At 65.9% G+C, this 22,051-nt stretch carries 23 protein-coding genes and 1 tRNA gene; 18 read left to right on the plus strand and 6 right to left on the minus strand.

Annotated elements, in window-relative coordinates:
- The 6 genes from cobW to LB536_RS28830 are packed head-to-tail and all read left to right on the plus strand — an operon-like array spanning position 1 to position 8,070.
- The gene (gene cobW, locus LB536_RS28805) at positions 1-1,038 is read left to right on the plus strand and encodes a cobalamin biosynthesis protein CobW (protein WP_224598474.1); all 1,038 of its coding nucleotides are present in this window, start codon (positions 1-3) and stop codon (positions 1,036-1,038) included.
- Between the two features lie 19 nt (positions 1,039-1,057).
- Positions 1,058-4,585, plus strand: a complete 3,528-nt coding sequence (locus LB536_RS28810) for a cobaltochelatase subunit CobN (RefSeq protein WP_224598475.1) — start codon at positions 1,058-1,060, stop codon at positions 4,583-4,585.
- Positions 4,582-5,919 (plus strand): precorrin-3B synthase, encoded by a 1,338-nt coding sequence (gene cobG / locus LB536_RS28815; protein WP_224598477.1) that lies wholly within the window; start codon positions 4,582-4,584, stop codon positions 5,917-5,919. Before LB536_RS28810 ends, cobG begins: the two co-directional genes overlap by 4 nt.
- A gap of 2 nt (positions 5,920-5,921) precedes the next feature.
- Complete coding sequence (locus LB536_RS28820) at positions 5,922-6,554, plus strand: precorrin-8X methylmutase (protein ID WP_140758040.1); 633 nt, start codon at positions 5,922-5,924, stop codon at positions 6,552-6,554.
- Entirely contained in the window at positions 6,551-7,309 is a 759-nt protein-coding gene (locus tag LB536_RS28825; RefSeq protein WP_224598479.1) for a precorrin-2 C(20)-methyltransferase, read from the plus strand. Before LB536_RS28820 ends, LB536_RS28825 begins: the two co-directional genes overlap by 4 nt.
- Positions 7,306-8,070 carry a precorrin-3B C(17)-methyltransferase gene (locus LB536_RS28830; protein WP_224598480.1) on the plus strand — a complete coding sequence of 255 codons (765 nt, stop codon included), beginning with the start codon at positions 7,306-7,308 and terminating at the stop codon, positions 8,068-8,070. The genes LB536_RS28825 and LB536_RS28830 overlap by 4 nt, the downstream gene beginning before the upstream one ends.
- Here the strand turns inward: LB536_RS28830 and LB536_RS28835 are convergent.
- Positions 8,034-8,792, minus strand: a complete 759-nt coding sequence (locus LB536_RS28835; protein ID WP_224598482.1) for a cobalt-precorrin-6A reductase — start codon at positions 8,790-8,792, stop codon at positions 8,034-8,036. The genes LB536_RS28830 and LB536_RS28835 overlap by 37 nt on opposite strands.
- Positions 8,793-8,946: 154 nt before the next feature.
- Here LB536_RS28835 and cbiE point away from each other — a divergent pair, with 154 nt between their 5' ends.
- The 8 genes from cbiE to LB536_RS28875 all read left to right on the plus strand — a co-directional run bounded on the left by cbiE (position 8,947) and on the right by LB536_RS28875 (position 15,761).
- Positions 8,947-10,173: a precorrin-6y C5,15-methyltransferase (decarboxylating) subunit CbiE gene (cbiE, locus tag LB536_RS28840; RefSeq protein WP_224598484.1), complete on the plus strand. Its 1,227-nt coding sequence runs from the start codon at positions 8,947-8,949 to the stop codon at positions 10,171-10,173.
- Positions 10,170-10,556, plus strand: a complete 387-nt coding sequence (locus LB536_RS28845; protein ID WP_224598486.1) for a cobalamin biosynthesis protein — start codon at positions 10,170-10,172, stop codon at positions 10,554-10,556. Before cbiE ends, LB536_RS28845 begins: the two co-directional genes overlap by 4 nt.
- Positions 10,553-11,317, plus strand: a complete 765-nt coding sequence (gene cobM / locus LB536_RS28850; protein WP_224598488.1) for a precorrin-4 C(11)-methyltransferase — start codon at positions 10,553-10,555, stop codon at positions 11,315-11,317. The genes LB536_RS28845 and cobM overlap by 4 nt, the downstream gene beginning before the upstream one ends.
- Positions 11,314-12,132 (plus strand): uroporphyrinogen-III C-methyltransferase, encoded by an 819-nt coding sequence (gene cobA / locus LB536_RS28855; RefSeq protein WP_224598490.1) that lies wholly within the window; start codon positions 11,314-11,316, stop codon positions 12,130-12,132. The genes cobM and cobA overlap by 4 nt, the downstream gene beginning before the upstream one ends.
- The gene (locus LB536_RS28860) at positions 12,129-13,442 is read left to right on the plus strand and encodes a cobyrinate a,c-diamide synthase (RefSeq protein WP_224598492.1); all 1,314 of its coding nucleotides are present in this window, start codon (positions 12,129-12,131) and stop codon (positions 13,440-13,442) included. The genes cobA and LB536_RS28860 overlap by 4 nt, the downstream gene beginning before the upstream one ends.
- A gap of 4 nt (positions 13,443-13,446) precedes the next feature.
- Positions 13,447-14,223, plus strand: coding sequence for an adenosylcobinamide-GDP ribazoletransferase (cobS, locus tag LB536_RS28865; RefSeq protein ID WP_140758050.1), 777 nt, complete (start codon positions 13,447-13,449; stop codon positions 14,221-14,223).
- Between the two features lie 38 nt (positions 14,224-14,261).
- A complete protein-coding gene (cobT, locus tag LB536_RS28870) occupies positions 14,262-15,272 on the plus strand; it encodes a nicotinate-nucleotide--dimethylbenzimidazole phosphoribosyltransferase (RefSeq protein WP_224598495.1) in 1,011 nt (336 codons plus the stop codon).
- A gap of 90 nt (positions 15,273-15,362) precedes the next feature.
- A complete protein-coding gene (locus LB536_RS28875; protein ID WP_224598497.1) occupies positions 15,363-15,761 on the plus strand; it encodes a hypothetical protein in 399 nt (132 codons plus the stop codon).
- Here the strand turns inward: LB536_RS28875 and LB536_RS31400 are convergent.
- Complete coding sequence (locus tag LB536_RS31400) at positions 15,730-16,008, minus strand: DUF559 domain-containing protein (RefSeq protein WP_411966604.1); 279 nt, start codon at positions 16,006-16,008, stop codon at positions 15,730-15,732. The genes LB536_RS28875 and LB536_RS31400 overlap by 32 nt on opposite strands.
- A gap of 250 nt (positions 16,009-16,258) precedes the next feature.
- Here LB536_RS31400 and LB536_RS28885 point away from each other — a divergent pair, with 250 nt between their 5' ends.
- Complete coding sequence (locus LB536_RS28885) at positions 16,259-16,570, plus strand: hypothetical protein (protein WP_140758054.1); 312 nt, start codon at positions 16,259-16,261, stop codon at positions 16,568-16,570.
- Between the two features lie 117 nt (positions 16,571-16,687).
- On the opposite strand, the gene LB536_RS28890 is transcribed toward LB536_RS28885, so the two are convergent.
- Together LB536_RS28890 and LB536_RS28895 are read right to left on the minus strand one after the other, a co-directional pair.
- Positions 16,688-16,763, minus strand: a tRNA-Lys gene (locus LB536_RS28890).
- Positions 16,764-16,869: 106 nt separating this feature from the next.
- Positions 16,870-17,778, minus strand: coding sequence for a PhzF family phenazine biosynthesis protein (locus LB536_RS28895; RefSeq protein WP_140758055.1), 909 nt, complete (start codon positions 17,776-17,778; stop codon positions 16,870-16,872).
- 101 nt (positions 17,779-17,879) lie between these two features.
- Between LB536_RS28895 and LB536_RS28900 the strand changes: the two genes are divergently transcribed.
- Genes LB536_RS28900 through LB536_RS28910 form a run of 3 tightly spaced genes read left to right on the plus strand, consistent with a single transcriptional unit; the run spans position 17,880 to position 21,092 of the window.
- Positions 17,880-19,166 (plus strand): efflux RND transporter periplasmic adaptor subunit, encoded by a 1,287-nt coding sequence (locus tag LB536_RS28900; protein ID WP_224598501.1) that lies wholly within the window; start codon positions 17,880-17,882, stop codon positions 19,164-19,166.
- Between the two features lie 4 nt (positions 19,167-19,170).
- Positions 19,171-19,872 carry an ABC transporter ATP-binding protein gene (locus LB536_RS28905; protein WP_224598503.1) on the plus strand — a complete coding sequence of 234 codons (702 nt, stop codon included), beginning with the start codon at positions 19,171-19,173 and terminating at the stop codon, positions 19,870-19,872.
- Positions 19,873-19,874: 2 nt separating this feature from the next.
- On the plus strand, positions 19,875-21,092 hold the full coding sequence (locus LB536_RS28910; RefSeq protein ID WP_140812688.1) for an ABC transporter permease: 1,218 nt from the start codon (positions 19,875-19,877) through the stop codon (positions 21,090-21,092).
- Between the two features lie 60 nt (positions 21,093-21,152).
- Here LB536_RS28910 and LB536_RS28915 read toward each other — a convergent pair whose 3' ends face one another.
- Together LB536_RS28915 and LB536_RS28920 are read right to left on the minus strand one after the other, a co-directional pair.
- Positions 21,153-21,578 (minus strand): type II toxin-antitoxin system VapC family toxin, encoded by a 426-nt coding sequence (locus tag LB536_RS28915; RefSeq protein WP_140758059.1) that lies wholly within the window; start codon positions 21,576-21,578, stop codon positions 21,153-21,155.
- Positions 21,575-21,829, minus strand: coding sequence for a FitA-like ribbon-helix-helix domain-containing protein (locus LB536_RS28920; protein ID WP_140812687.1), 255 nt, complete (start codon positions 21,827-21,829; stop codon positions 21,575-21,577). Before LB536_RS28920 ends, LB536_RS28915 begins: the two co-directional genes overlap by 4 nt.
- Between the last annotated feature and the right edge of the window lie 222 nt (positions 21,830-22,051).

Raw genomic sequence — 22,051 nt, forward strand, 5'->3', positions numbered from 1 at the left:
ATGACCGCATCCGTTTCCCGCGTTCCCTGCACCGTCGTCACCGGCTTCCTCGGCGCCGGCAAGACGACCCTTGTCCGCCATCTCCTGGAAAACGCTGGCGGTAAGCGTATCGCGATCATCGTCAACGAGTTCGGCGACATCGGCATCGACGGCGAAATCCTCAAGGGCTGCGGCATCGATACCTGCCCCGAGGAAAACATCGTCGAGCTGGCCAATGGCTGCATCTGCTGCACCGTCGCCGACGATTTCGTGCCGGCGCTCGACCAGATCCTGTCCCTGACGCCGAAGGTCGACCATATCCTGATCGAAACCTCGGGCCTCGCTCTGCCCAAGCCGCTGGTCCAGGCTTTCCAGTGGCCGACAGTGAAGAGCCGGGTGACCGTCGATGGCGTCATCGCCGTGGTCGACGGTCCCGCACTTGCCGAAGGCCGGGTTGCCAACGACATGGAAGCCCTGCAGGCACAGCGCGCCGGGGATGAAAGCCTCGACCATGATGATCCGGTCGAGGAGGTGTTCGAGGATCAGATCGCCTGCGCCGATCTGATCATCCTGTCGAAGAGCGACCTGATGGACGCCGACGGCTCGGCCCGCGCCAACAGCATCATCGGCGAACACTCAGCCCGCGCCGTGAAGATCGTGCCGACGTCTCATGGCAAGGTCGATCCCTCGGTGCTGCTCGGCCTCGGTCTCGCCGTCGAGGACGATATCGAGAACCGCAAATCCCATCATGACGGCGCGTTCGACCACGAGCATGACGACTTCGACACGTTCATCGTCGACATTCCCTCGATCGCCAATCCCGACGAGCTGGCAAAGCGCGTCGCCGCGGCCGCCGAACAGGAAAACGTGCTGCGGGTGAAAGGCTTCGTCGAAGTCGGCGGCAAACCGATGCGGCTCCTGCTGCAGGCCGTCGGCCCGCGCGTCAATCATTACTATGACCGCGCCTGGAGCGCCGAGGACGACCGCCGTTCGCGCCTGGTCGTCATCGGCCTCAAGGGGCTGAACCGTCCGGCGATCGAACGTATCCTCGCCGGCTGATTTTCAGGCACAGGCCGCGATGCACATCCTCACCACGACCTCCGCCTCGCTCGACGATCTCGCCGAGCCTGTCGATCTCAGGCAGGCGCCGGCGGATATCGTGGCCCTGTCGTTCACCGACAGCGACCTCGCCGGACTGGCGGCGGCATGGAAGGCCGACGCCGATCGCCTGCCCTCGATGCGGCTGGCGGCACTGCGCGACCTGCGCCATCCCATGTCGGTCGACCTCTGGGTTGACAGCGTCGCCCGCCACGCCAAGGTCGTCCTGGTGCGTATCCTCGGCGGTTACGACTGGTGGCGCTATGGCTGCGACCAACTGGCGGCAATTGCCCGCGAACGCGGCATAAGACTGGCGCTGCTTCCCGGTGAAAGCCATGACGAGGATTTCAGGCTGATCGAAGCCTCGACGCTGCCCCGCGCCGAACTCGACGGCCTGCTCGGCTATTTCCGCGAGGGCGGCCCGGCCAATATGAACGCGCTGGTGCACAGGCTGGCGGGCCTGGCCGGACAGGATACATCCGTCGCCAGTCCGGTCAGCGTGCCGAAGGCCGGTTACTATCAGTTTGGAATGGGGGTCGCAGAGAAGCCGGACCTTTCAAATGTCAGCGCCCCTATCATCCCGATTCTCTTCTACCGATCGATGCTGCTCGCGGCCGATGTCGCCCCGATCGATGCGCTGGCCGAGGCTTTGCGCTCCCAGGGACTGGCACCGGTCCCGATCTTTGTTTCCAGTCTCAAGGATCCGCTGTCCCTGGCATTCGCCGAAAATGCCGTCGCATCGCTGAAACCGGCCGCCATCATCACCGCGACCGCTTTCGCGTCCGGCGCCGAGGCCGGCGTGGAAACCCTGTTCGACCGCGCCGGCGTGCCTGTCTTCCAGGTCATCGTCGCCACCACACGCCGCGACGTCTGGGAAAACAACCAGCGCGGGCTGGCACCCGCCGACCTTGCCATGCATGTCGTGCTGCCCGAACTCGATGGCCGCATCCTTGCCGGCGCCATTTCCTTCAAGGGCGAGAGTGATGTCGACCCGGCGCTAGGCCACCGTGCGTTGGCCAACCAGCCGCAAGCGGATCGTGTGGAGCAAGTGGCTAAGCGCGTAGCGGCCTTCATCCGTTTGCAAGAGACCCCGCGCGCCGAACGCAAGCTCGCGATCCTGATCCCCGATTACCCCAGCGCCCCCGGCCGAACCGGCTATGCGGTCGGGCTCGATGTTCCGTCCAGCGTGATCGCCATGCTGCACGACTTGAGCGAACAGTGCTATGCCGTTGAAGGGATTCCACAAACGCCGCGTGAATTGCTGGATTTGCTGGAAAAAAGTGATCACCGACTTGGCTTGGCGGACTATTTGCATCTCTCGAAAGAACTGCCAGCAGATGCAATCGCCTCAGTAGAGGCTGCTTGGGGCAGAGCAGATCGGGAGACAGGTCTTCGCGAAGCACCCCCCTCTGTCCTGCCGGACATCTCCCCCGCAAGGGGGGAGATCGGCAGTTTCGGGGCCGTCGCTCCTTCTGCAATGTTGGCAGTTGGCGAAAGCCGTGACGACAGCGCAATCTCCCCCCTTGCGGGGGAGATGTCCGGCAGGACAGAGGGGGGCGCTCAAGCGCCAGCCGTCGCCAGCTTCCCCTTCCGCGCCGCGCATTTCGGCAACATCACGGTCGCACTCGCCCCCGACCGCGGCCGTTCCGCCGACCGCCGCGCCGACTACCACGATCCGACGCTGCCTCCGCGCCACGCTTTGATCGCCTTCGGCCTATGGCTGCGCAGATCGCTCGGCGTCCATGCCTTGATCCATGTCGGCGCCCACGGCACGCTGGAATGGCTGCCCGGCAAGACGGTTGCGCTCTCGCAAGCCTGTTTTCCCGAGATCGTGACCGGCTCCCTGCCCGTCATCTATCCCTTCATCGTCTCCAACCCCGGCGAGGCGGCACAGGCCAAGCGGCGGATCGCTGCCGTCACCCTTGGCCATCTGCCGCCGCCGCTGACGGGCGCCGGACTGGACGAGGGCCAGCACCAGCTCGAGCGGCTGGTCGACGAATATGCCCAGGCCGACGGCCTCGACCGCCGCCGCCGCGACCGCCTCGCCAGGTTGATCGTCGAAACCGCGCAAAAGACCGGTCTCGCCTCCGAAGCCGGCGTCGCCGCGACCGATGCGCCCGATGAAGCGCTGCGCCGCATCGACGCCTGGCTCTGCGACCTCAAGGATTTCGCCATCAAGGACGGGCTGCATGTCTACGGCCATGTCCCAGACGACGAGCCGGACCCCATGCGCAGGCAAAGCGCGGAAGCCGAGAAGGCCGCGCTGCTCGCCGCGCTCGATGGCCGCCACGTCAAGGCTGGCCCGGCCGGCGCGCCCGCGCGCGGCCGCTCCGACGTGCTGCCGACAGGCCGTAACCTGTTCACCTCGGACCCGCGCACCATGCCGACGCCGACCGCCTATGATCTCGGCGAGGTGGCTGCCGAGGAAGTGGTGCGCGGCTACATGCAATCGCATGGCGACTGGCCCCGCTCCTTGGTCATCGATCTCTGGGGCTCGGCCTCGCTGCGCACCGGCGGCGAGGAGATTGCGCAAGGCCTGGCGCTGATGGGCTGCCGGCCGCAATGGGATGCTGCCACCGGCCGCATCACCGGCATCGAGGTGCTGCCGCCGGCTACGCTCGGCCGCCCGCGCGTCGACGTCACCTGGCGCATATCAGGCCTGTTCCGCGACATGTTCCCGACCCAGATCGCACTGATCGACGCCGCCGCCAACGCCGTTGCCGCGCGCGACGAGGACGATTCGGAAAACCCGCTCGCCGCCAGGACCCGAGCCGACGGCAAGGCCAGCCCGCGCATCTTCGGCACGTCGCCCGGCACTTACGGCGCCGGCGTCGAAGAGATTTTGTCCAGCGGCGACTGGGCAGCGCGCGAAGAGATCGGCCGCGCCTATCTCGACGCCACCTCGCATGCCTATGGCGGCGCCGGCGGCGAAGGCGTCTCGGCACCCGGAGCGTTTGAAGGCCGCATCGCCGAGGCCGACCTTCTCGTCCACACCGGCGACGACCCCGGCCGCGACATTCTCGAAGGCTCCGCCGACGTCGCCTTCATCGGCGGCTTTTCGGCGGCCTTGGCCACACTCGGCAGGAACGCCGACGTCATCGTGCTCGACACCACGGATCCGCGGAAGCCGAAACCGCGATCGGTTGGCGAGGCGGTGTCACGCGTGGTGCGCGCCCGTGCCGTCAACGCCCGCTTCATATCAGGGCAGATGCGCCACGGTCCGCGCGGCGCCTCCGAATTCGCCGAAACCGTCGACCGGCTGGTCGGCTTCGCCGAGACCACCCACGCCATTTCAGGCGCGCTGATCGAGGCGGTGCATGATGCCTATCTCGGCGACGCGGAAGTCCGCGCCTTCATCCTGCGCGAAAATCCCGCCGCCGCCAAAGTCATCGCCGAGCGTTTCCTATCGGCGCGCCGGCGCGGGCTCTGGCATCCCTTGCGCAATTCCATCGACGACGATCTCGCCGCGCTGATTGCCGAGGCCAACGCGCTCGGGGTCGCGGCATGAACGCCTTCTCGCGCCGTGGCGCCTGCCCTGCCTTGTCGGCGCCGATGCAGACAGGCGACGGCCTGCTGGTGCGGCTCAACCCCGTCGCCGAAGGCCTATCGCCGAAGCTCTTGATCGAGCTGGCCGAATCCGCCTTGCGGTACGGCAACGGCATCATGGAGGTGACGGCGCGCGGCAGCCTGCAAATCCGCGGCCTGACAACGGAAAGCGTTGCGTTGCTGGCAGCGGAGGTCGATGTATTGGGCATCGTGGTGCGCACCGGCGTACCGGTCGAGACCGGCCCGCTGGCCGGCATTGACCCGCAGGAGATCGCCGATCCGAGGCTAATGGCTGGGCGCATTCGGATGGCCGTTGAAGAAGCCGGGCTGGCAACAAGGTTGGGGCCGAAGGTTGCGGTGATCGTCGACGGCGGCGGGCAACTGACGCTGGACGGCGTGGCGGCCGATGTCAGGTTGAAAGTGGTGCGGTCCGATATAGCCAGCCGTTGGCTTGTGTCCGTCGCGGGTGATGGGCAGACCGCGAGGTCGCTCACTGTCGCGGATGAAGATGCGGCGCGCGACATTGCCGTCGCGGCGCTGCGGATGGTTGCCGAGAAAGGCCGCGAGGCGCACACACGGGATTTGTCGGGGCGGCAATTGGCGTCTCTTGCAAGCTGGCACTCTACGGCGCCCCCCTCTGTCATGCCGGAGGGGGGCGCCGTAGAGCATAGTCGCCTGGCGATCGGCCTCTTCAACCTGAACAACGGCCACGCCCTCGGCATTGGCCTCCCCTACGGCAGCATGCCAGCGGACAAAATCGTCGCCCTCGCGCAAAAAGCTCTCGCCCTCGGCGCAACCGAAATCCGCCTCGCCCCGGGCCGCGCCCTGCTGTTCCTCGGTCAGCCGGCGGACACCAGTCAACCTCTACAGCAAACCGCCGCCGACCTCGGCTTCGTCATCGCCCCCACCGACCCCCGCACGCGCGTCGCGGCTTGCCCCGGCGCGCCGGCCTGCGCGTCCGGCCGGATCGCGACCCGTGACATCGCCGAGGCGATCGCCGCCGAAAACGCCGAGACCCTCGACTTCACCCTGCACATTTCCGGCTGCGCAAAAGGCTGCGCACATCCGGGCCCGGCAGCACTCACAATTGTCGGCGACGAAAACGGAGCCGGACTTGTCGTGAACGCGACGGCAAAGGCTCTTCCTGCCGGCTACAGGCCGGGCTATGACGCCGCGCGCGGCATCAGCCGCGTCGCGGCGATGATCCGCAGCGCACGATTTCAAGGCGAAGCCGCCGCCGCTTGCCTGACAAGGCTGGGCACGGCCGGCATCGCCGAGACCTACAAACAGGAATGAGCATGGCCGCCTACGACTACATCCACGACGGCACGGCGATCTACGAGCGCTCCTTCGCCATTATTCGCGCCGAGGCCGATCTCTCGCGCTTCTCGGAGGCCGAGGCCGACGTCGCCATCCGCATGATCCATGCCTGCGGCCAGGTCGAGGCAGCAAGTCATTTCGTTTTCTCCAACGATTTCGTCACCGCCGCCCGCACCGCTTTGGCGGCCGGCGCGCCGATCTTCTGCGACGCTGAAATGGTCTCGCATGGCGTCACCCGAGCCCGGCTGCCGGCCGGCAACGAGGTGATCTGCACCTTGCGCGACCCGCGCACGCACGACATCGCCAGGGAGATCGGCAATACCCGCTCGGCCGCCGCGATCGACCTGTGGGGCGAGCGCATGGCCGGTTCGGTCGTCGCCATCGGCAACGCGCCAACCGCGCTGTTCTATCTCCTCGAGAAGCTGCGCGACGGCGCGCCCAAGCCAGCCGCGATCATCGGCATGCCGGTCGGTTTCGTCGGCGCCGCCGAATCCAAGGATGCGCTGGCCGAGAATTCCTATGGCGTGCCCTACGCCATCGTGCGCGGCAGGCTTGGCGGCAGCGCCATGACCGCCGCCGCGCTCAATTCGCTAGCGAGGCCGGGCCTGTGAACGCGCTCTCCAAAGGCCGTCTCGTCGGCGTCGGCACCGGTCCCGGCGACCCCGAATTGTTGACGCTGAAGGCCGCGCGGACCTTGGCCGAAGCCGATGTCGTGGCCTATTTCGCGAAACGCGGCAACAACAGCAATGCGCGCGCCATCGTCGAGGCGCGCTTCCGGCCCGACATGGTGGAACTGCCGCTGCTCTATCCCGTGACCACCGAGATCGACAAGGATCACGACGATTACCGCTCGCAGATATCAGGGTTCTACGAGGAGTCGGCAGACAGGGTCGCCGAGCACCTCGACGCCGGCAAGATGGTTGCCGTGCTGTCCGAAGGCGATCCGTTGTTCTATGGCTCCTACATGCATCTGCATGTGCGCCTCGCCCATCGTTTCCCGACCGAAGTCATCCCCGGCGTCACCGCCATGTCCGGCTGCTGGTCGCAGACCGGTGTGCCGATCGTCCAGGGTGACGACGTGCTAACCGTACTGCCCGGCACGATGAGCGAGTTTGAATTGACCCGCCGTCTCGCAGACACCGATGCCGCCGTCATCATGAAGGTCGGCCGCAACCTGCCCAAGATCAGGCGCGCGCTGGAAGCGACCGGCAAGCTGACGCGCGCAGTCTATGTCGAGCGCGGCACGATGGCCGGCAGCGTCTCGATGCGGCTTGCCGACAAGCCGGACGACAAGGCGCCCTATTTCGCCATCGTGCTGGTCGCCGGCTGGTCCGGCAGGCCTGGCGTGGCTGGAGCGCAGGCATGAGCGGCCGTCTCACTGTCATCGGTCTCGGACCCGGCAATGCCGACCAGGTCACGCCGCAAGCCAGCCACGCTATCGCCGAGGCAAAATTCTTCTACGGCTACAAGCCTTATCTCGACCGGCTCGAGCTGCGCCCGGACCAGACCCGCGTCGCTTCCGACAACCGTGAGGAACTCGCCCGTTCCAAGGATGCCCTGACCAAGGCCACCGAGGGCCACAACGTCGCCGTGGTGTCCGGCGGCGATCCCGGCGTGTTTGCCATGGCCGCGGCGGTCTGCGAGGCGATCGAGGCCGGTCCGGCCGAATGGCGTGCGGTCGATGTCGCTGTCGTGCCTGGCGTCACCGCCATGCTCGCGGTCGCCGCCCGCATCGGCGCGCCGCTCGGCCACGATTTTTGTGCCATCTCGCTGTCCGACAATCTGAAGCCATGGGATCTGATCGAGCTGCGCCTGCTGGCGGCGGCTGGCGCCGGCTTCGTCATCGCGCTCTACAACCCGATCAGCAAGGCGCGCCCCTGGCAGCTTGGCCGCGCCTTCGAATGCCTGACCGCCATCCTGCCCGGCACGACGCCGGTGATCTTCGGCCGCGCCGCCGGCCGCCCGGACGAGCGCATCGAGGTCTATCTGCTGGCCGATGTCGACGCAGAAAAGGCCGACATGGCGACCTGCATCATCATCGGCTCGCCGGAAACCCGGATCATCAAGCGCTGCGACAAGCCGGCGCTGGTCTACACGCCTCGCTCGGCATCGGGCTCGACAAAATGAGGCACCATCGCGGCCAACGCTTCGACGGTTTCAGCCGAAGGCACGTCCGGCAGATCGGGCCTGCGCACCATGATCACCTCGAGGCCGAGCGTCCGCGCCGCGGCAATCTTCCCGTATGTCGCCGCGCCGCCGCTGTTCTTCGACACCACGACATCGATGCGATGCTTTTCGAGCAGCACGCGCTCGTCGGTCTCGCCAAACGGTCCGCGCGCCAGCAGATAGTCGGCGTCGGGCACAACCAGCTTCGGTTCGACCGGATCGACGCTGCGGATGAGATAGTGGTGCTGGGGCGCTACCTCGAAGGCGGCGACCTCCTGTCGGCCAAGCGCCAGGAAAACGCGGCGCGGCACATCGCCAAGCGCCCGTGCCGCGTCGGCAACGCTGTCGACCTCAAGCCAGCGGTCGCCTTGGACGGCCTCCCACCCCGGGCGCCGCAAGGCAAGGATCGGGACGCCGGTCTTGCGCGCGGCCATTGCCGCATTGGCGGATATCCGTGCCGCGTAGGGATGCGTGGCATCGATCAGCAGACCAGTGCCTGTCTCCCCGAGATAAGCAGCCAGACCATCGGCGCCGCCGAACCCTCCACTTCGCACCGGCACGCCCTGCGCGACGGGGCTTTCCGTGCGGCCGGCCAGCGAAAGGGTGACGAGGAAATCCTCCGCCAGTTTTCCGGCCAATTGGCGCGCTTCTGTTGTGCCGCCGAGGATCAGAATCTTCTTCATGGGCACCATGCTAAACATCGTCGGCGCTGCCCCTCACCCTTACCCTCTCCCCGTGAAGAACGGGAAGAGGGAGGCGTCGGCGCCGAAGCTTCTCCCTTCTCCCCGTCACCATACGGGGAGAAGGTGCCGGCAGGCGGATGAGGGGCGGCGCGACATGTCAAAAAATCAGCCAACGCCAAAATGGCTCACCATCGTCGGTATCGGCGAGGACGGTTTAGCGGGTCTCGGCGACGAGGCCAAGCGGCGGATCGCCGAGGCGGAGTTCATCTTCGGCGGCAAGCGGCACTTGGCGCTCGTCGCTTCCTTCGCCAGGGGCAAGCCATCCCCCTGGCCGGTTCCGTTCGATGTCGGGATGGCCGATGTCCTGGCGCTTGCCGGCAGAAACGTCTGCGTGCTCGCCTCCGGCGATCCGTTCTTCCACGGGGTCGGCGCCACCCTCGCCCGCAAGGTCAACCCGCGCGATATGGATGTCATCCCAGCGCCGTCAGCCATTTCGCTGGCCGCCGCCCGTCTTGGCTGGGCGCTGCAGGACATCGAGATCATCTCGCTGCACGGTCACCCGATCGACCTGATCCGCCCGCTGCTGCAGCCCAACGCACGCATCCTGGCGCTGACATCGGACGGCGATGCACCTGCTGCAATTGGGCGCCTGCTCACCGAACTCGATTTCGGCGCTTCGCGGCTGACGGTCCTGGAGGCATTGGGCGGACCGAAGGAGACATTGCGTTCGGTTCGCGCCGACGCCTTCGACATCGAAAACGTCAATCCGCTCAATGTGCTGGCCATCGAAATTGATTCAGCTCCGCAAGGCCGCGTGCTGCCGCTCACATCAGGCCTTGCCGATCATCTGTTCGAGCATGACGGCCAGATCACCAAGCGTGAAATCCGCGCCGTGACCCTGTCGGCGCTGGCGCCGAGGCGCGGCGAATTGCTGTGGGACGTCGGCGCCGGCTCAGGCTCCGTCGGCATCGAATGGATGCTCGCCCACCCCTCGATGCGCGCCATCGCCATCGAGGCCGATCCGGCCCGCGCCGCCCGCATCGGCCACAACGCCGTTGCCTGCGGCGTTCCCGGCCTCGTCATCGTGGAAGGCAGCGCGCCCAAGGCGCTTGTAAAACTGGAGACGCCCGATGCCATCTTCATCGGCGGTGGCGGCAGCGACGCCGGCGTCTTGAACGCCGCCATCAAGGCTTTGCGCGCCGGCGGCCGTCTTGTCGCCAACGCGGTGACGCTGGAAATGGAAGCCCTGCTCCTCGCCCAGCACACAAAGCGCGGCGGCGATCTCACACGCATCGCCATCTCCCGCGCTTCGCCGGTCGGCTCCATGCAGGCATGGCGGCCGGCCATGCCTGTCACGCAATGGAGCTGGGTAAAGCCATGATGGTCGCGGGCATCGGCAGCCGAAAGAGCGTCACCGTCCAGGAGGTGCTCGCGGCGATAGAAACCGCGCTCGAAGCGCAGGGCCTGGCGATGTCGGCTCTTTCGGCACTGGCCACTGCGGCGCTCAAAAAGGATGAAGACGCGATCGCCGCCGCTGGTCGCAAGCTGAACCTTCCCGTCATCATCGTCGACGAGGCGACCCTTGAGGCCGCCTCGCCGCGGACGCTCAGCAACTGCAGCCTCTCGCGGGACCTCGCCGGCACGCCATCGGTTTCGGAAGCCTCGGCCCTTGCCGTCGCCGGCAAGGGCGGCAGCCTGCTTGGCCCGCGCACCGTGCTCGGCGCGGTCACCTGCGCCATCGCCATCAGCGGAGACGCGCCATGACCGTCCATTTCATCGGCGCCGGCCCAGGTGCCGCCGACCTCATCACGCTGCGCGGCGCAAGGCTCCTGGCGCGTTGCCCGGTCTGCCTCCACGCCGGCTCCATCGTCGCGCCGGAATTGCTGCAGCATTGCGCGCCGGGAACAAGATTGATCGACACCGCCCCGATGTCACTGGACGAGATCGAGGCTGAATATGTGGCCGCCCACAAAGTCGGCCATGACGTTGCGCGCCTGCACTCCGGCGACCTGTCGGTGTGGAGCGCCGTCGCCGAGCAGATCCGCCGGCTGGAAAAGCATGGCATCCCCTACACGCTGACGCCGGGCGTCCCCTCCTTCGCGGCCGCCGCCGCCGCACTTCGCCGCGAGCTGACCATTCCCGAAGTCGCGCAGAGCCTGGTGCTGACCCGTGTTTCGGGACGTGCTTCGAAAATGCCGCCCGGCGAAACGCTGGCCGGCTTCGGTCGCACCGGCGCCACGCTGGCCATTCACCTTGCCATCCACGCCATCGACCGTGTCGTCGCCGAACTGACGCCGCACTATGGCGGCGATTGCCCGGTCGCGATCGTCTTCCGCGCCTCCTGGCCGGACGAGCGGGTGCTGACCGGCACGTTGGAGACCATCGAGGCGCTATTGGCCGCCGATCCGATGGAGCGTACGGCGCTCATCTTCGTCGGTCGCTCGCTGGCGGCGGAAGGCTTTGGCGAGAGTTCATTGTATGACGCCCATTATCAGCGGCGTTTTCGCGGACGGGACGGATTGTGAGCGGCAGCACTGGAAATAAAGGCGAAAACGCCACGCTCGAACAGGCGCTCGCGCGGCTGAACTTCAAGCCGCGTCCGCTTGAGCCGGGTCATGTCTGGTTGGCCGGCGCCGGCCCCGGCGATCCGGGCTGCCTGACCCTGGAGGTGCTGGCGGCGCTGGCCGAAGCGGATGCGCTGGTCTACGACGCGCTGGTCTCGCCTGATGTCGTGGCAGTGGCCGCGAACGCTGAGCTTTTCTTTGCGGGAAAACGCGGCGGCCAGCCCTCGATGAAGCAGGACGACATCACCGCTCTGCTGGTACGGCTGGCGCGTGAAGGCCGCCGCGTCGTCAGGCTGAAGGGCGGCGACCCCTATATTTTTGGCCGTGGCGGCGAAGAGGCGCTGGCGCTGGCGCGCGAAAACATCGCGTTTCGCGTGCTGCCGGGCCTGACATCGGGCCTCAGCGCGCTGGCGGCCACCGGCATCCCGGCCACCATGCGCGGCATCAACAAGGCTGTCATTCTTGCGACCGGCCACGCCGCAGGCACCGACGACGACATCGACTGGGCGGCCATCGCCCGCACCGGCCAGCCCGTGGTGGTCTATATGGGCATGGCCAATCTGCCGCTGATAGCAGCCGCCCTGCTCGACGGCGGACTGGCGCCGTCGACGCCGGCGGCCGTAATCGTTGCTGCGACCACCCCAAAGGAGCGAACCGTCGTCGCCACGCTCGCCACCATTGCCGAGGCAGCGGCGGCCGCCGGGCTCGCCTCGCCGGCATTGATCGTCGTCGGCGGCATCGTCGCCATGCGCGCGGCATTGGCGGCGCAGGCATGACGGCGCGCGCGATCATCATCGGCGCGCCGCGCTCCGGTTCGGGCAAGACAAGCGTCACCATCGGCATCCTGCGCGCGCTCACGCGGCGCGGCCTGAAGGTTCGTGGCGCCAAATCCGGCCCGGACTACATCGACCCCGGCTTCCACACCGCCGCCACCGGGCTATCCGGCGTCAACCTCGACAGTTGGGCGATGTCGCCGTCGCTGCTCAATGCGCTGGCCGCACAGGCAGCCGACGATACCGACTTCGTCATCCTCGAAAGCGCCATGGGCTTGTTCGACGGCATCCCGGCCTCGCCGGGGCACACCGGTTCCGCCGCCGATCTCGCCCGGCTTTACGGCCTGCCGGTGCTGCTGGTGCTCGACGTGTCCGGCCAGTCGACCACGGCGGCGGCCGTCGCCAAGGGTTTTGCGACTTACGATCCGGATGTGCGCATGGCGGGCGTCGTGCTGAACCGGCTGGGCAGCGAGCGCCACCGGCGGCTCTCCGGCAACGCCATCGAGGCGATCGGCCTGCCCGTCGTCGGCGCTATTTTGCGCGACCCCTCGCTCAATTTGCCCGAACGCCATCTCGGCCTCGTCCAGGCCGGCGAATATGATGACCTGATGGCGCATCTCGACCGGCTCGCCGACATGGCCGAGAAGTCGCTCGACCTCGACGCTGTCATGGCGCTGGCAGCACCCCTCGCCCCGGCGGTTGGCGACTTCGCCGACGCGCTGCGGCCGCCTGGTCAGCGCATCGCGCTGGCCGAGGATGCCGCTTTCACCTTCCTCTACCCGCATGTCGCCGCCTGTTGGCGCAAGGCCGGCGCGGAGATCGTTCCGTTCTCGCCGCTCGCAGATGAAGCGCCCGACGAGGATTGCGATGTCTGCTGGCTGTCCGGTGGCTATCCCGAGCTTCACGCCGGCAAACTCGCAGCTGCCACGAATTTCCACGCGGGAATGGCACGTTTCGCCACGACAAAGCCGATCCATGGCGAGTGCGGTGGCTTCATGGTGCTTGGTGAAGTGCTGGAGGATGCTTCCGGCGAAACGCATCGCATGCTCGGCCTGCTCGGCCATTCCACCAGCTTCGCCAGACGCAAGATGAACCTCGGCTATCGCGAGGCACGGCTGCGCACCGACTGTCCGCTGGGGCCGCAAGGCGCGCTGATCCGGGGGCACGAATTCCACTATGCGCAGATGACGGCGACCGGCAATGACGAGCCGCTTGCAGACCTCGCCGACGGCCAGGGCAATCCGCTCGGCGCATCCGGCTACCGGCGTGGCCATGTCAGCGGCACCTTCTTCCACGCCATCGCGCGGGCCTAGAACCATGAAGTTCCGAAGAATCACCCTGTCACCTCGGCAAGTCCTCGACGACATCGCCCTTTGCCTGGTCTTCTTCACGCGCCTGCCGCTGCCCGTGTTCGATTTTCGTGGCCGCAGCCTCTCCGCCGCGATCTGGGCCGCTCCTATTGCCGGCCTCGTCGTCGGCTTGATCGGCGCCATCGTCTTTGCCACGGCGGAACGCTTTGGCCTTGCCATAGGACCGTCGGCGGCGCTTGCCCTTGTTGCAACCGTGCTCACCACAGGCTGCCTGCACGAGGATGGGCTCTCCGACGTCGCCGACGGCTTCGGTGGCGGCAAGTCGCGCGGACGCAAGCTCGAGATCATGCGTGACAGCCGCATCGGCGCCTATGGGGCCATGGCGCTGGCGCTGTCACTGCTGATCCGCTGGAGCACGCTTTCGGAACTCCCCGATCCCACGCAAGCCCTCTTCGCTCTGGCGGCGGCGCATGCGGCTTCGCGCGGCGTGCTCGGCGCGTTCATGCATCTCTTGCCGGCGGCGCGGTCCGACGGCCTGTCGGCCGGGGCCGGCGCCGTCTCGCTCGAAATGGCAATTGCCGGCGCCGTGATCGGCGCTATTCCGCTGCTCCTGCTTGGCCCCGGCGGCGCCATCGCCGCGCTCATCCTCCTTGGCCTGCTGTTTGCTGCCTTCCACGCCCTTTGCCTCAACCAGATCGATGGCCAGACCGGCGACACGGTTGGCGCCTTGCAGCAATTGAGCGAAATCGTAGTGCTTCTCGTCGCTTCCGTAGCTCTTTCCTGACCCCCTCGACCTGATTCCCTTCTGGAGACCTTGCCCCCATGCCCTTCAAATCCCTCGATGAACTGCGCGCAGCCTGTCTCGACCTGCCAGCCGGCAGCGAGGCCGCGGCCAATGCCGTTGCCCGCCGCCAGGATACACTGACCAAGCCGCAAGGCAGCCTCGGCCGGCTCGAATCGATCGCCGCCTGGCTGGCGCGCTGGCAAGGCCGTGACATGCCGAAGCTCGACCGCGTGAAAGTCTTCGTCTTCGCCGGCAACCACGGCGTCACCGCGCAAGGCGTGTCGGCCTACCCTTCGGAAGTCACCGTGCAGATGGTGGCCAATTTTGCCGGCGGAGGTGCCGCCATCAACCAGCTCGCCCGCATCGCCGGCGCCGAGCTCGACGTCATCCCGCTCGACCTCGACCATCCGACCGGCGACTTCACGCAGACATCCGCGATGGACGAGAAAGCTTTTCTCGCCGCAGTGTCCGCAGGCCATGACGCGGTGACCAAAGACATCGACCTCGTCTGCTTTGGCGAAATGGGCATCGGCAACACCACGCCGGCCGCCGCCATTTCGGCTGCCCTGTTCGGCGGCGGTGCCGAAAAATGGACCGGGCGCGGCACCGGCGTCGACGATGCCGGCCTGAAGCGCAAGGTGGTCGCCATCGAAGCCGGCCTAAAGCGCCACGCCGCAGCCCTTGCCGATCCGCTGGCGATCGCAGCCTCCCTTGGCGGGCGCGAACTCGCCGCTATCTTCGGCGCCACGCTCGCCGCGCGGCATCTGGGCATACCCGTGCTGCTCGATGGCTTCGTCTGCACCGCCGCCGCCGCACCGCTGGCGAAACTGCACCCGACCGGCCTTGCTCATACGATCGCCGCACACGTCTCCGCCGAATCGGGCCATCGCGGCCTGCTCGAAGCGCTCGCCCTGCGGCCGCTGCTCGATCTCGGCATGCGGCTCGGCGAAGGCTCCGGCGCCTGCCTGGCCGTCAACATCGTGCGCTCGGCGCTGGAGTGCCATGCGAGAATGGCGAGCTTTGCCGAGGCGGGAGTGTCGGAGAAGTAATCCGTCAAACTTTCAACGTGATTGAGCCAAAATAATAACGCCGTTTTGATTGTTTCATGAGACCAGTAAATCTCATGTGGAGATCAGACGATGTATTTGAAGGCGATAACTATCATTGCGCTGCTTTGCGGCACTGTTGCGCCGGCTTTTTCGCAGTATGTCGATGAGAATGGCCGCTTCCGGCGCGCCGGCGACGACGGGCTGGCCAAAATCCAATCCAGTCTGACCATGACCCTTCCCGTCAAGGACGACGAGGATGTCGCGGCGCAGCAGCAAACCGCGCTGCGTTCATTCTACAAGGTCGCGGCCGGCAGCTGCGCCATGGTGCTCGATACCGTTGCCGACACATGCGAGGTCACCAGCGTGACCACGAACGTCAACGCCAGGGATCGCGGCATGGGAGGTGCTGCGGGATCGCAGATGACAGTGACCGGGCAGATCGCCATGAAGGTCAAGTTCAAGGCCAGCATCGGCAAACCGGCGCAGTAAGGCACCTGCAGCCCCGCTGAGGCCTGTTCAAGCGCTCAACGCCGACCAACGTACATATTTCGTCGAGACAACGATCCAAATTCTCGTGAGTTTCGGTACCCATGAACCGAAGGACGGTCCAGCCTTGTCCATATAGCCAGCGATCTCGTTTTGCGTCATGGGCCCAACGCACGGGCAGTGCGGCGTTGCCCGACATCCTCGCGATATGATGCGCCCATGCGCGGACGCCTTGTGTACAAATCCTCATAAATTTTCGGATGCCCCCGAGGGGGGCTCGCGATGTCCTGGCTCGGGCCTACTGAAATTTCGACCGCAAGAAGAAGCGCCGGGCGCCGCTCGGCCCTTCTGCAGGCTCCGGCGAACTTACATTAGCAAGAAAGAATATATTAACGGCTGTGATGCAGCCTTGCATACGGGGACGGGAAACACCTCCTCATCGGACGTTCCAAACGCGCGCCCTCAGGCGCCGGGACGCTCGACCAATGCGGAGCAAACGCATGAGTGTCGGAGCAGCTCTCGAACTATTGCTGCGGTTGATTTATAACCGAGCCATGAAGTTGGCGGCGTTGCCGGAGGACGAAAGGGATACACACTACGATCTCATCCGCCGCTCATGTTGCGAAGCCGCCGAGCACATCGGGCAAAACCCCGACAAGGCAGCCATCACCGCAAACGATATGGTTGAGTTTATTCGCGCACTAGTGGGAATCATCGAAGTGGGCCGTGGATCAAACCAAGGGCCAAGCACAGATCGGCCGCCGCCAGCGCGACATTTTGGCAGCCGGGAGAACGGCATGACGCGCATCTAGATCCAGTATGCAATTTCGGTGCTGGCTCAAAATATCTGGACATAGAGCGGACACGGACTTCCGCCTGCATCCACCAGGGTCCCTCACCTCGTCCAACAAATTGATTTTGTTAGAATTTGGTGGGTGCGCACAGGATTGAACTGTGGACCCGCTGATTAAGAGTCAGCTGCTCTACCAACTGAGCTACGCACCCACTCGGCCGGCAAAAACCGGCGTTGGCGGCCATATAGCCGCCGATGCCGATCCTGTCCAGCCCTGCTGGAATCATTTCCCGACAAATCGACCGAGGCCTCTCCCGGTCAAACGAAAAGCTTGCCTTCCGCCACCTTGATCGCATTGCCCCCAATGCGCGCGGACGCCAGTTTTCCACCCTGTACGGTCAGTTCGAGGCGGATGCGCGATGGCCGCCCCATCTCCAGTCCCTGCTCGATCCATAGCTGCGAAACCCCGTCCGTCGGGCCGTCGAAATGCATGATGGCGCCGGCGAAAGCGGCCGCAGCGGAGCCCGTCGCCGGGTCCTCATAGGACGGCGTGCCGGGCACGATCATGCGCACATGAAAAGCGCTTTCGTGATTCACCGTCTCGCGGCAATAGACGTACGGACTGGCGAAGGCCCATTCGGTCTTGCGCGGTGCCAGTTCCGACCACGCCTGGTTGTCCAGCCTGATCCGGCCCGCCGCCTCGAGGTTGGCGACCGGAATGGTCACATAGGGCACGCCCGCCGACCAGAAGGCGACACGGTGATTCTCGAAGCCGATCTCGTGCGGCGCCAGGCCAAGCGCCGCCCCGACCGCCTCCGGATCGGCATCGAGCTTCAACGGCTCCGGCAGTTTCGCCAGGTCGAATTCGGCGAAGGTGGCGCCATCGTGCTTGCTGACCGCGCAACGCACCGGACCGATGTTTTCTTCCAGCACGAAGATGCCGGCTCCACCCTCACCGGCCAGTTCCGCCAGCGCGATAGCCGAGCCCACCGTCGGGTGGCCCGCGAATGGCATTTCATAGTCGGGCGTGAAGATGCGGATGCGGTTTCGGTGCTTTGGGTTATCAGGCGGCAGCACGAATACCGATTCGGACAGGTTGAACTCGCGCGCGATGGCCTGCATCGCGGCGGTGTCCAGACCTTTGCAATCCAACACCACCGCCAGCGGGTTGCCGGCCAGTCGCTGGGTCGTAAACACATCGTAAAGCAAGTAATTCCGGGTTTGCATTCCTGCCTCAATCCCAACATGGGCGAAATTTAATTTGATATTTGAACCGGTAAGCCTGATCTGTGCACAGATAGGGACATTACGCATCACAGGGGTCCGACGTGGACCAGATTGTCAATCTGCCAAAGACGGAATCGGATTCCGCCATCGAGACGGCGCTTGGACTCGACAGACAAGGTCTGCGCAAGACGCGCCGGCGTGGCTGGCTCTATGCGTTGCTGGCGCTGGTCGTCCTCGTCGCGGCTTTTGCGGGCTATCAATGGTACGCCGGCACGCCGACCAGGATAGACTACACGACAGTGCCGGCGGCCAAGGCCGACCTTACCGTCCAGGTGTCGGCGACGGGCACGCTGCAGCCGCTCACCCAAGTCGACATATCAAGCCAGCTCTCCGGCATCATACGCTCGGTCGCGGTCAATGAGAACCAGCAGGTGAAGAAGGGCGACGTGCTGGCGGCGCTCGACACCGCCAAGCTGCAGGTCCAGATCGAACGAGCCGAAGCGTCCGCGAAAGCCGCGGCTGCCAATGTCGAGGACGCCAAGGTAACGCTGGCCGAGAACGAAAGCGCGCTTGTCCGCGCGGCCGCGTTGACCAAGCGCGGCATGGCCACCGACCAGTCGCTCGAGGCGGCGACCGCGACGCGCGACCGCTCCAGGGCGGCGCTCGACAGCGCCGCGGCCAATCTGGCCATCGCCAATGCCGACCTGAAATCGCAGCAGACCGACCTGGCCAACAGCACCATCTACGCGCCGATCGATGGCATCGTGCTGACCCGTTCGGTCGACCCCGGCCAGACGGTAGCCTCTTCGCTGCAGGCGCCGGTGCTGTTTATCATCGCCGCGGATTTGAGGAACATGGAGCTGGTGGCGGCGGTCGACGAAGCCGACATCGGCGCGGTCAAGTCAGGCCAGCACGCCCGCTTCACCGTCGACGCCTTCCCCGACCGGCCGTTCGATGCCGAAATCCGCGACATCTCCTATGCCTCGGTCACGACGGATGGCGTCGTCACCTACAATGCGCGGCTCGAGGTCGACAACAGCGAACTTCTGCTGCGCCCGGGCATGACCGCTACCGTTTCGGTGGTCACCCGGCAGGCCAAGGATGTGCTCACCGTGCCCGCCGGCGCCTTCCGCTACCGCCCGGCGCAGCAGGCCGCGCGCGGCTGGAGCCTCAGCGACCTGTTCACCGGCCGCATGGGCCGCCCCAACCGCCAGCGCCAGGCGGCGAAGCCACCGACCGATGGTTCTCGCACGCTCTATGTGCTGGAGAACGGCCGGCCGCATCCGGTCAACGTCAAGATCGGCTCGACCGATGGCGAACTGACCGAGATCACCTCCGGCCTGGAGGAAGGCGCGCAGATCATCACCGCCTCGCAGTCGCGGAGCTGAGGCCGTGGCCGCGCCCCTCATCACCTTCGACAAGGTCTGGAAGAGCTACGGCCAGGGCGAAGCCAAGGTGCATGCGCTGGCCGGCGTCGACCTTGCCATCCGGCGCGGCGAATTCGTCGCCATCATGGGTCCGTCGGGTTCCGGCAAATCGACGGCGATGAACATCATCGGCTGCCTCGACACACCGACGGCCGGAACCTATTCCTTCATGGGCGTCGATGCCGGCCGGCTCGACCGCAACCGCCGCGCCATGCTGCGCAACCTTTATGTCGGCTTCGTCTTCCAGGGCTACAACCTGCTGGCCCGCACCACCGCGGCCGAAAATGTCGAACTGCCGCTGATCTATCGCGGCGTCGCCGCCCGCGAGCGCCGCTACCTTGCCATGCAGGCGCTGGCCCAGGTCGGCCTCGTCGGCCGCGAACACCACACGCCAGCGGAGCTCTCCGGCGGCCAGCAGCAGCGCGTGGCGATAGCGCGCGCCATCGTCACCAGGCCAACGCTGCTCGTCGCCGACGAGCCGACCGGAAATCTCGACACTGCACGCACCCATGAAATCATGGAGTTGCTGACGAAGCTGAACAAGGAGCTTGGCCTGACCATCGCCATGGTCACACACGAGGCCGATGTCGCCGAATATGCCGAGCGCACCATCCGCTTCCTCGACGGCCACGTCGCCTCCGACACCGCGAAACTGGAGACGGCATAACCATGATCTGGGAAACCGTCCGCCTCTCGCTCCGCTCAATCCGCCGCAACGTGCTGCGCTCGTTCCTGACGCTGCTCGGCATCGTCATCGGCGTCGCCGCCGTCATTGCCATGCTGACCATCGGCTCCGGCACCACGCAAAAGGTCAAGGCCGACATTTCCAAGCTCGGCAGCAATCTGCTGGTCGTGCGAGCCGGGCGCCCAGCCGGTCCCGGCGGTCCGGGCGGGCTCGACCAGGCGGTGCGGCCGCTGGCGGAAAAGGACCTGGCGGCGCTGGTTGCGCATCTCACCGGCGCGCGCGCCATTTCGCCGGCCTCGCAAAAGCAGGTCCGCGTCATCTTCGGCACCGAAAGCCTGACTTCAGGCGTTACCGGCACCGACAGCGCCTATCTCGACGCGCGCGACTGGAAGCTGGTGTCCGGCCGTCCGTTCAGCGATTCCGAAACCCGCTCGGGCACCGGCGTGTGCCTGATCGGCGAGACGGTGCGCCAGCAGTTCTTCGGCGCCGGCGATCCCGAGGGCGAAATCATCCGCGTCAACCGCACCTCCTGCAAGATCGTTGGCCTGCTCGAACCCAAGGGCTATACCGGCTTCGGTCAGGACCAGGACAATGTCGTGCTGATGCCGCTCGCCGCCTATCAGCGCCGCATCGCCGGCAACCGCGATATTGACAACATCTACATCGCCGCCGACGACCGCACGCCGACCACCGAATTGCAGCCGCGCGTCGAGGACATTTTGCGCGATGCGCGCCGCATAACTCCCGACCGCGAGAGCGATTTCGGCATCCGCGACATGACCCAGATCGCCGATGCCATGGCCAGCGCCACCACCACCATGACCGGCATGCTGGGTGCGGTCGCCGGCGTCAGCCTGCTTGTCGGCGGCATCGGCATCATGAACATCATGCTGGTGTCGGTCACCGAGCGCACCCGCGAGATCGGCATCAGGCTCGCCATCGGCGCGCATGAAAAGCACATCCTCATCCAGTTCCTGGTCGAGGCGACGGTGCTGTCGCTGCTCGGCGGCATCATCGGCATCCTGATTGGCCTGGCGCTGGCCGGCCTCGCCTCGATGACCCTGACCATACCCTTCGCGCCGAGCCCGGCCGTCATCCTGCTCGCCGTCGGCTTCTCCGCGCTGATCGGCATGGTGTTCGGCTTCTTCCCGGCCCTGCGCGGCGCCAGGCTCGACCCGATCGACGCGCTAAGGCACGAGTAAGCGTCGACACGCCGGCCGGTCTTCTGATCTATTGCTTGCCTATGGCTTAGGAACGCCCGGTTATATCGCTGCTTCCCACGGATTGACGGTGTTCAACCCGGCGGCCGCGAATGGACCGGTGTCGCGTGTGGCGATCGTGAGACCGTGCGCTACGGCCGTCGCCGCGATGTAGCCGTCCGCGTTGCCGATCGCCTTGCCCGCGGCTCTCGCCTGTACCATGAGGTTGGCATAGGCGCGCGACGCATCGAGGTCGAAGGGCAGAATGCGGCCAGCAAACAGCGGCAACGCGTCCTGCTCGAGACGATCCTGCAGGATCGTGCGGCGCTTGCCGGCAGGCATCGCCGCGATGCCGAAACGCAACTCGGCTACGGTGACAGCCGAGAGATACAGGGTTTCGACCGCCTGGGCGTCGATCCACCCGATGACGCGGGGATCGGGTGCAGGTCTCCACGGCTCGGAAATGACATTGGTGTCGATGAGGATCATTCGAATCTCACCGGCCCGCCCGGTGTTTTGTCGCGGAGCTGCTGCAAGGCATCGACGTCCCCATCCGACAATCCGGCCTCGCGGCCGATGGCGGCGAGCAGCGAGCCGAGCTTGACCCGATTGGCCGGCCGCACGGCCGTTTCCAGGATTTCACGCATTTCGGCTTCAGTGCTGCGGCCGTGATGCGCGGCCCGCACCTTCAAGGCCCGGAGCGTTTCCTCTGGCAAATTGCGGATAGTGACGGCGCTCATCGATAGCAGTCCACCTATAGTGACATCGTTGATAGCATTTTATCAAATTCGCTATCACAGCGCAATCTCTCGGCACTCTTCGGCAGGGCTGCGAACTCGGGTTAACGCGCTTTGGGGATTGCGGCTGATCTGATTCCATGGGGGTCCCATGATTCGGAGCCTCGCCATGACCACTGTCGCCCTTGAAGGATTCGAAAAGTCCCGCCTGAGGTCGCTTCTCGA

The sequence above is a fragment of the Mesorhizobium sp. ES1-3 genome, assembly GCF_020164795.1.
In the GTDB taxonomy this organism is placed as follows: Bacteria; Pseudomonadota; Alphaproteobacteria; order Rhizobiales; family Rhizobiaceae; genus Mesorhizobium.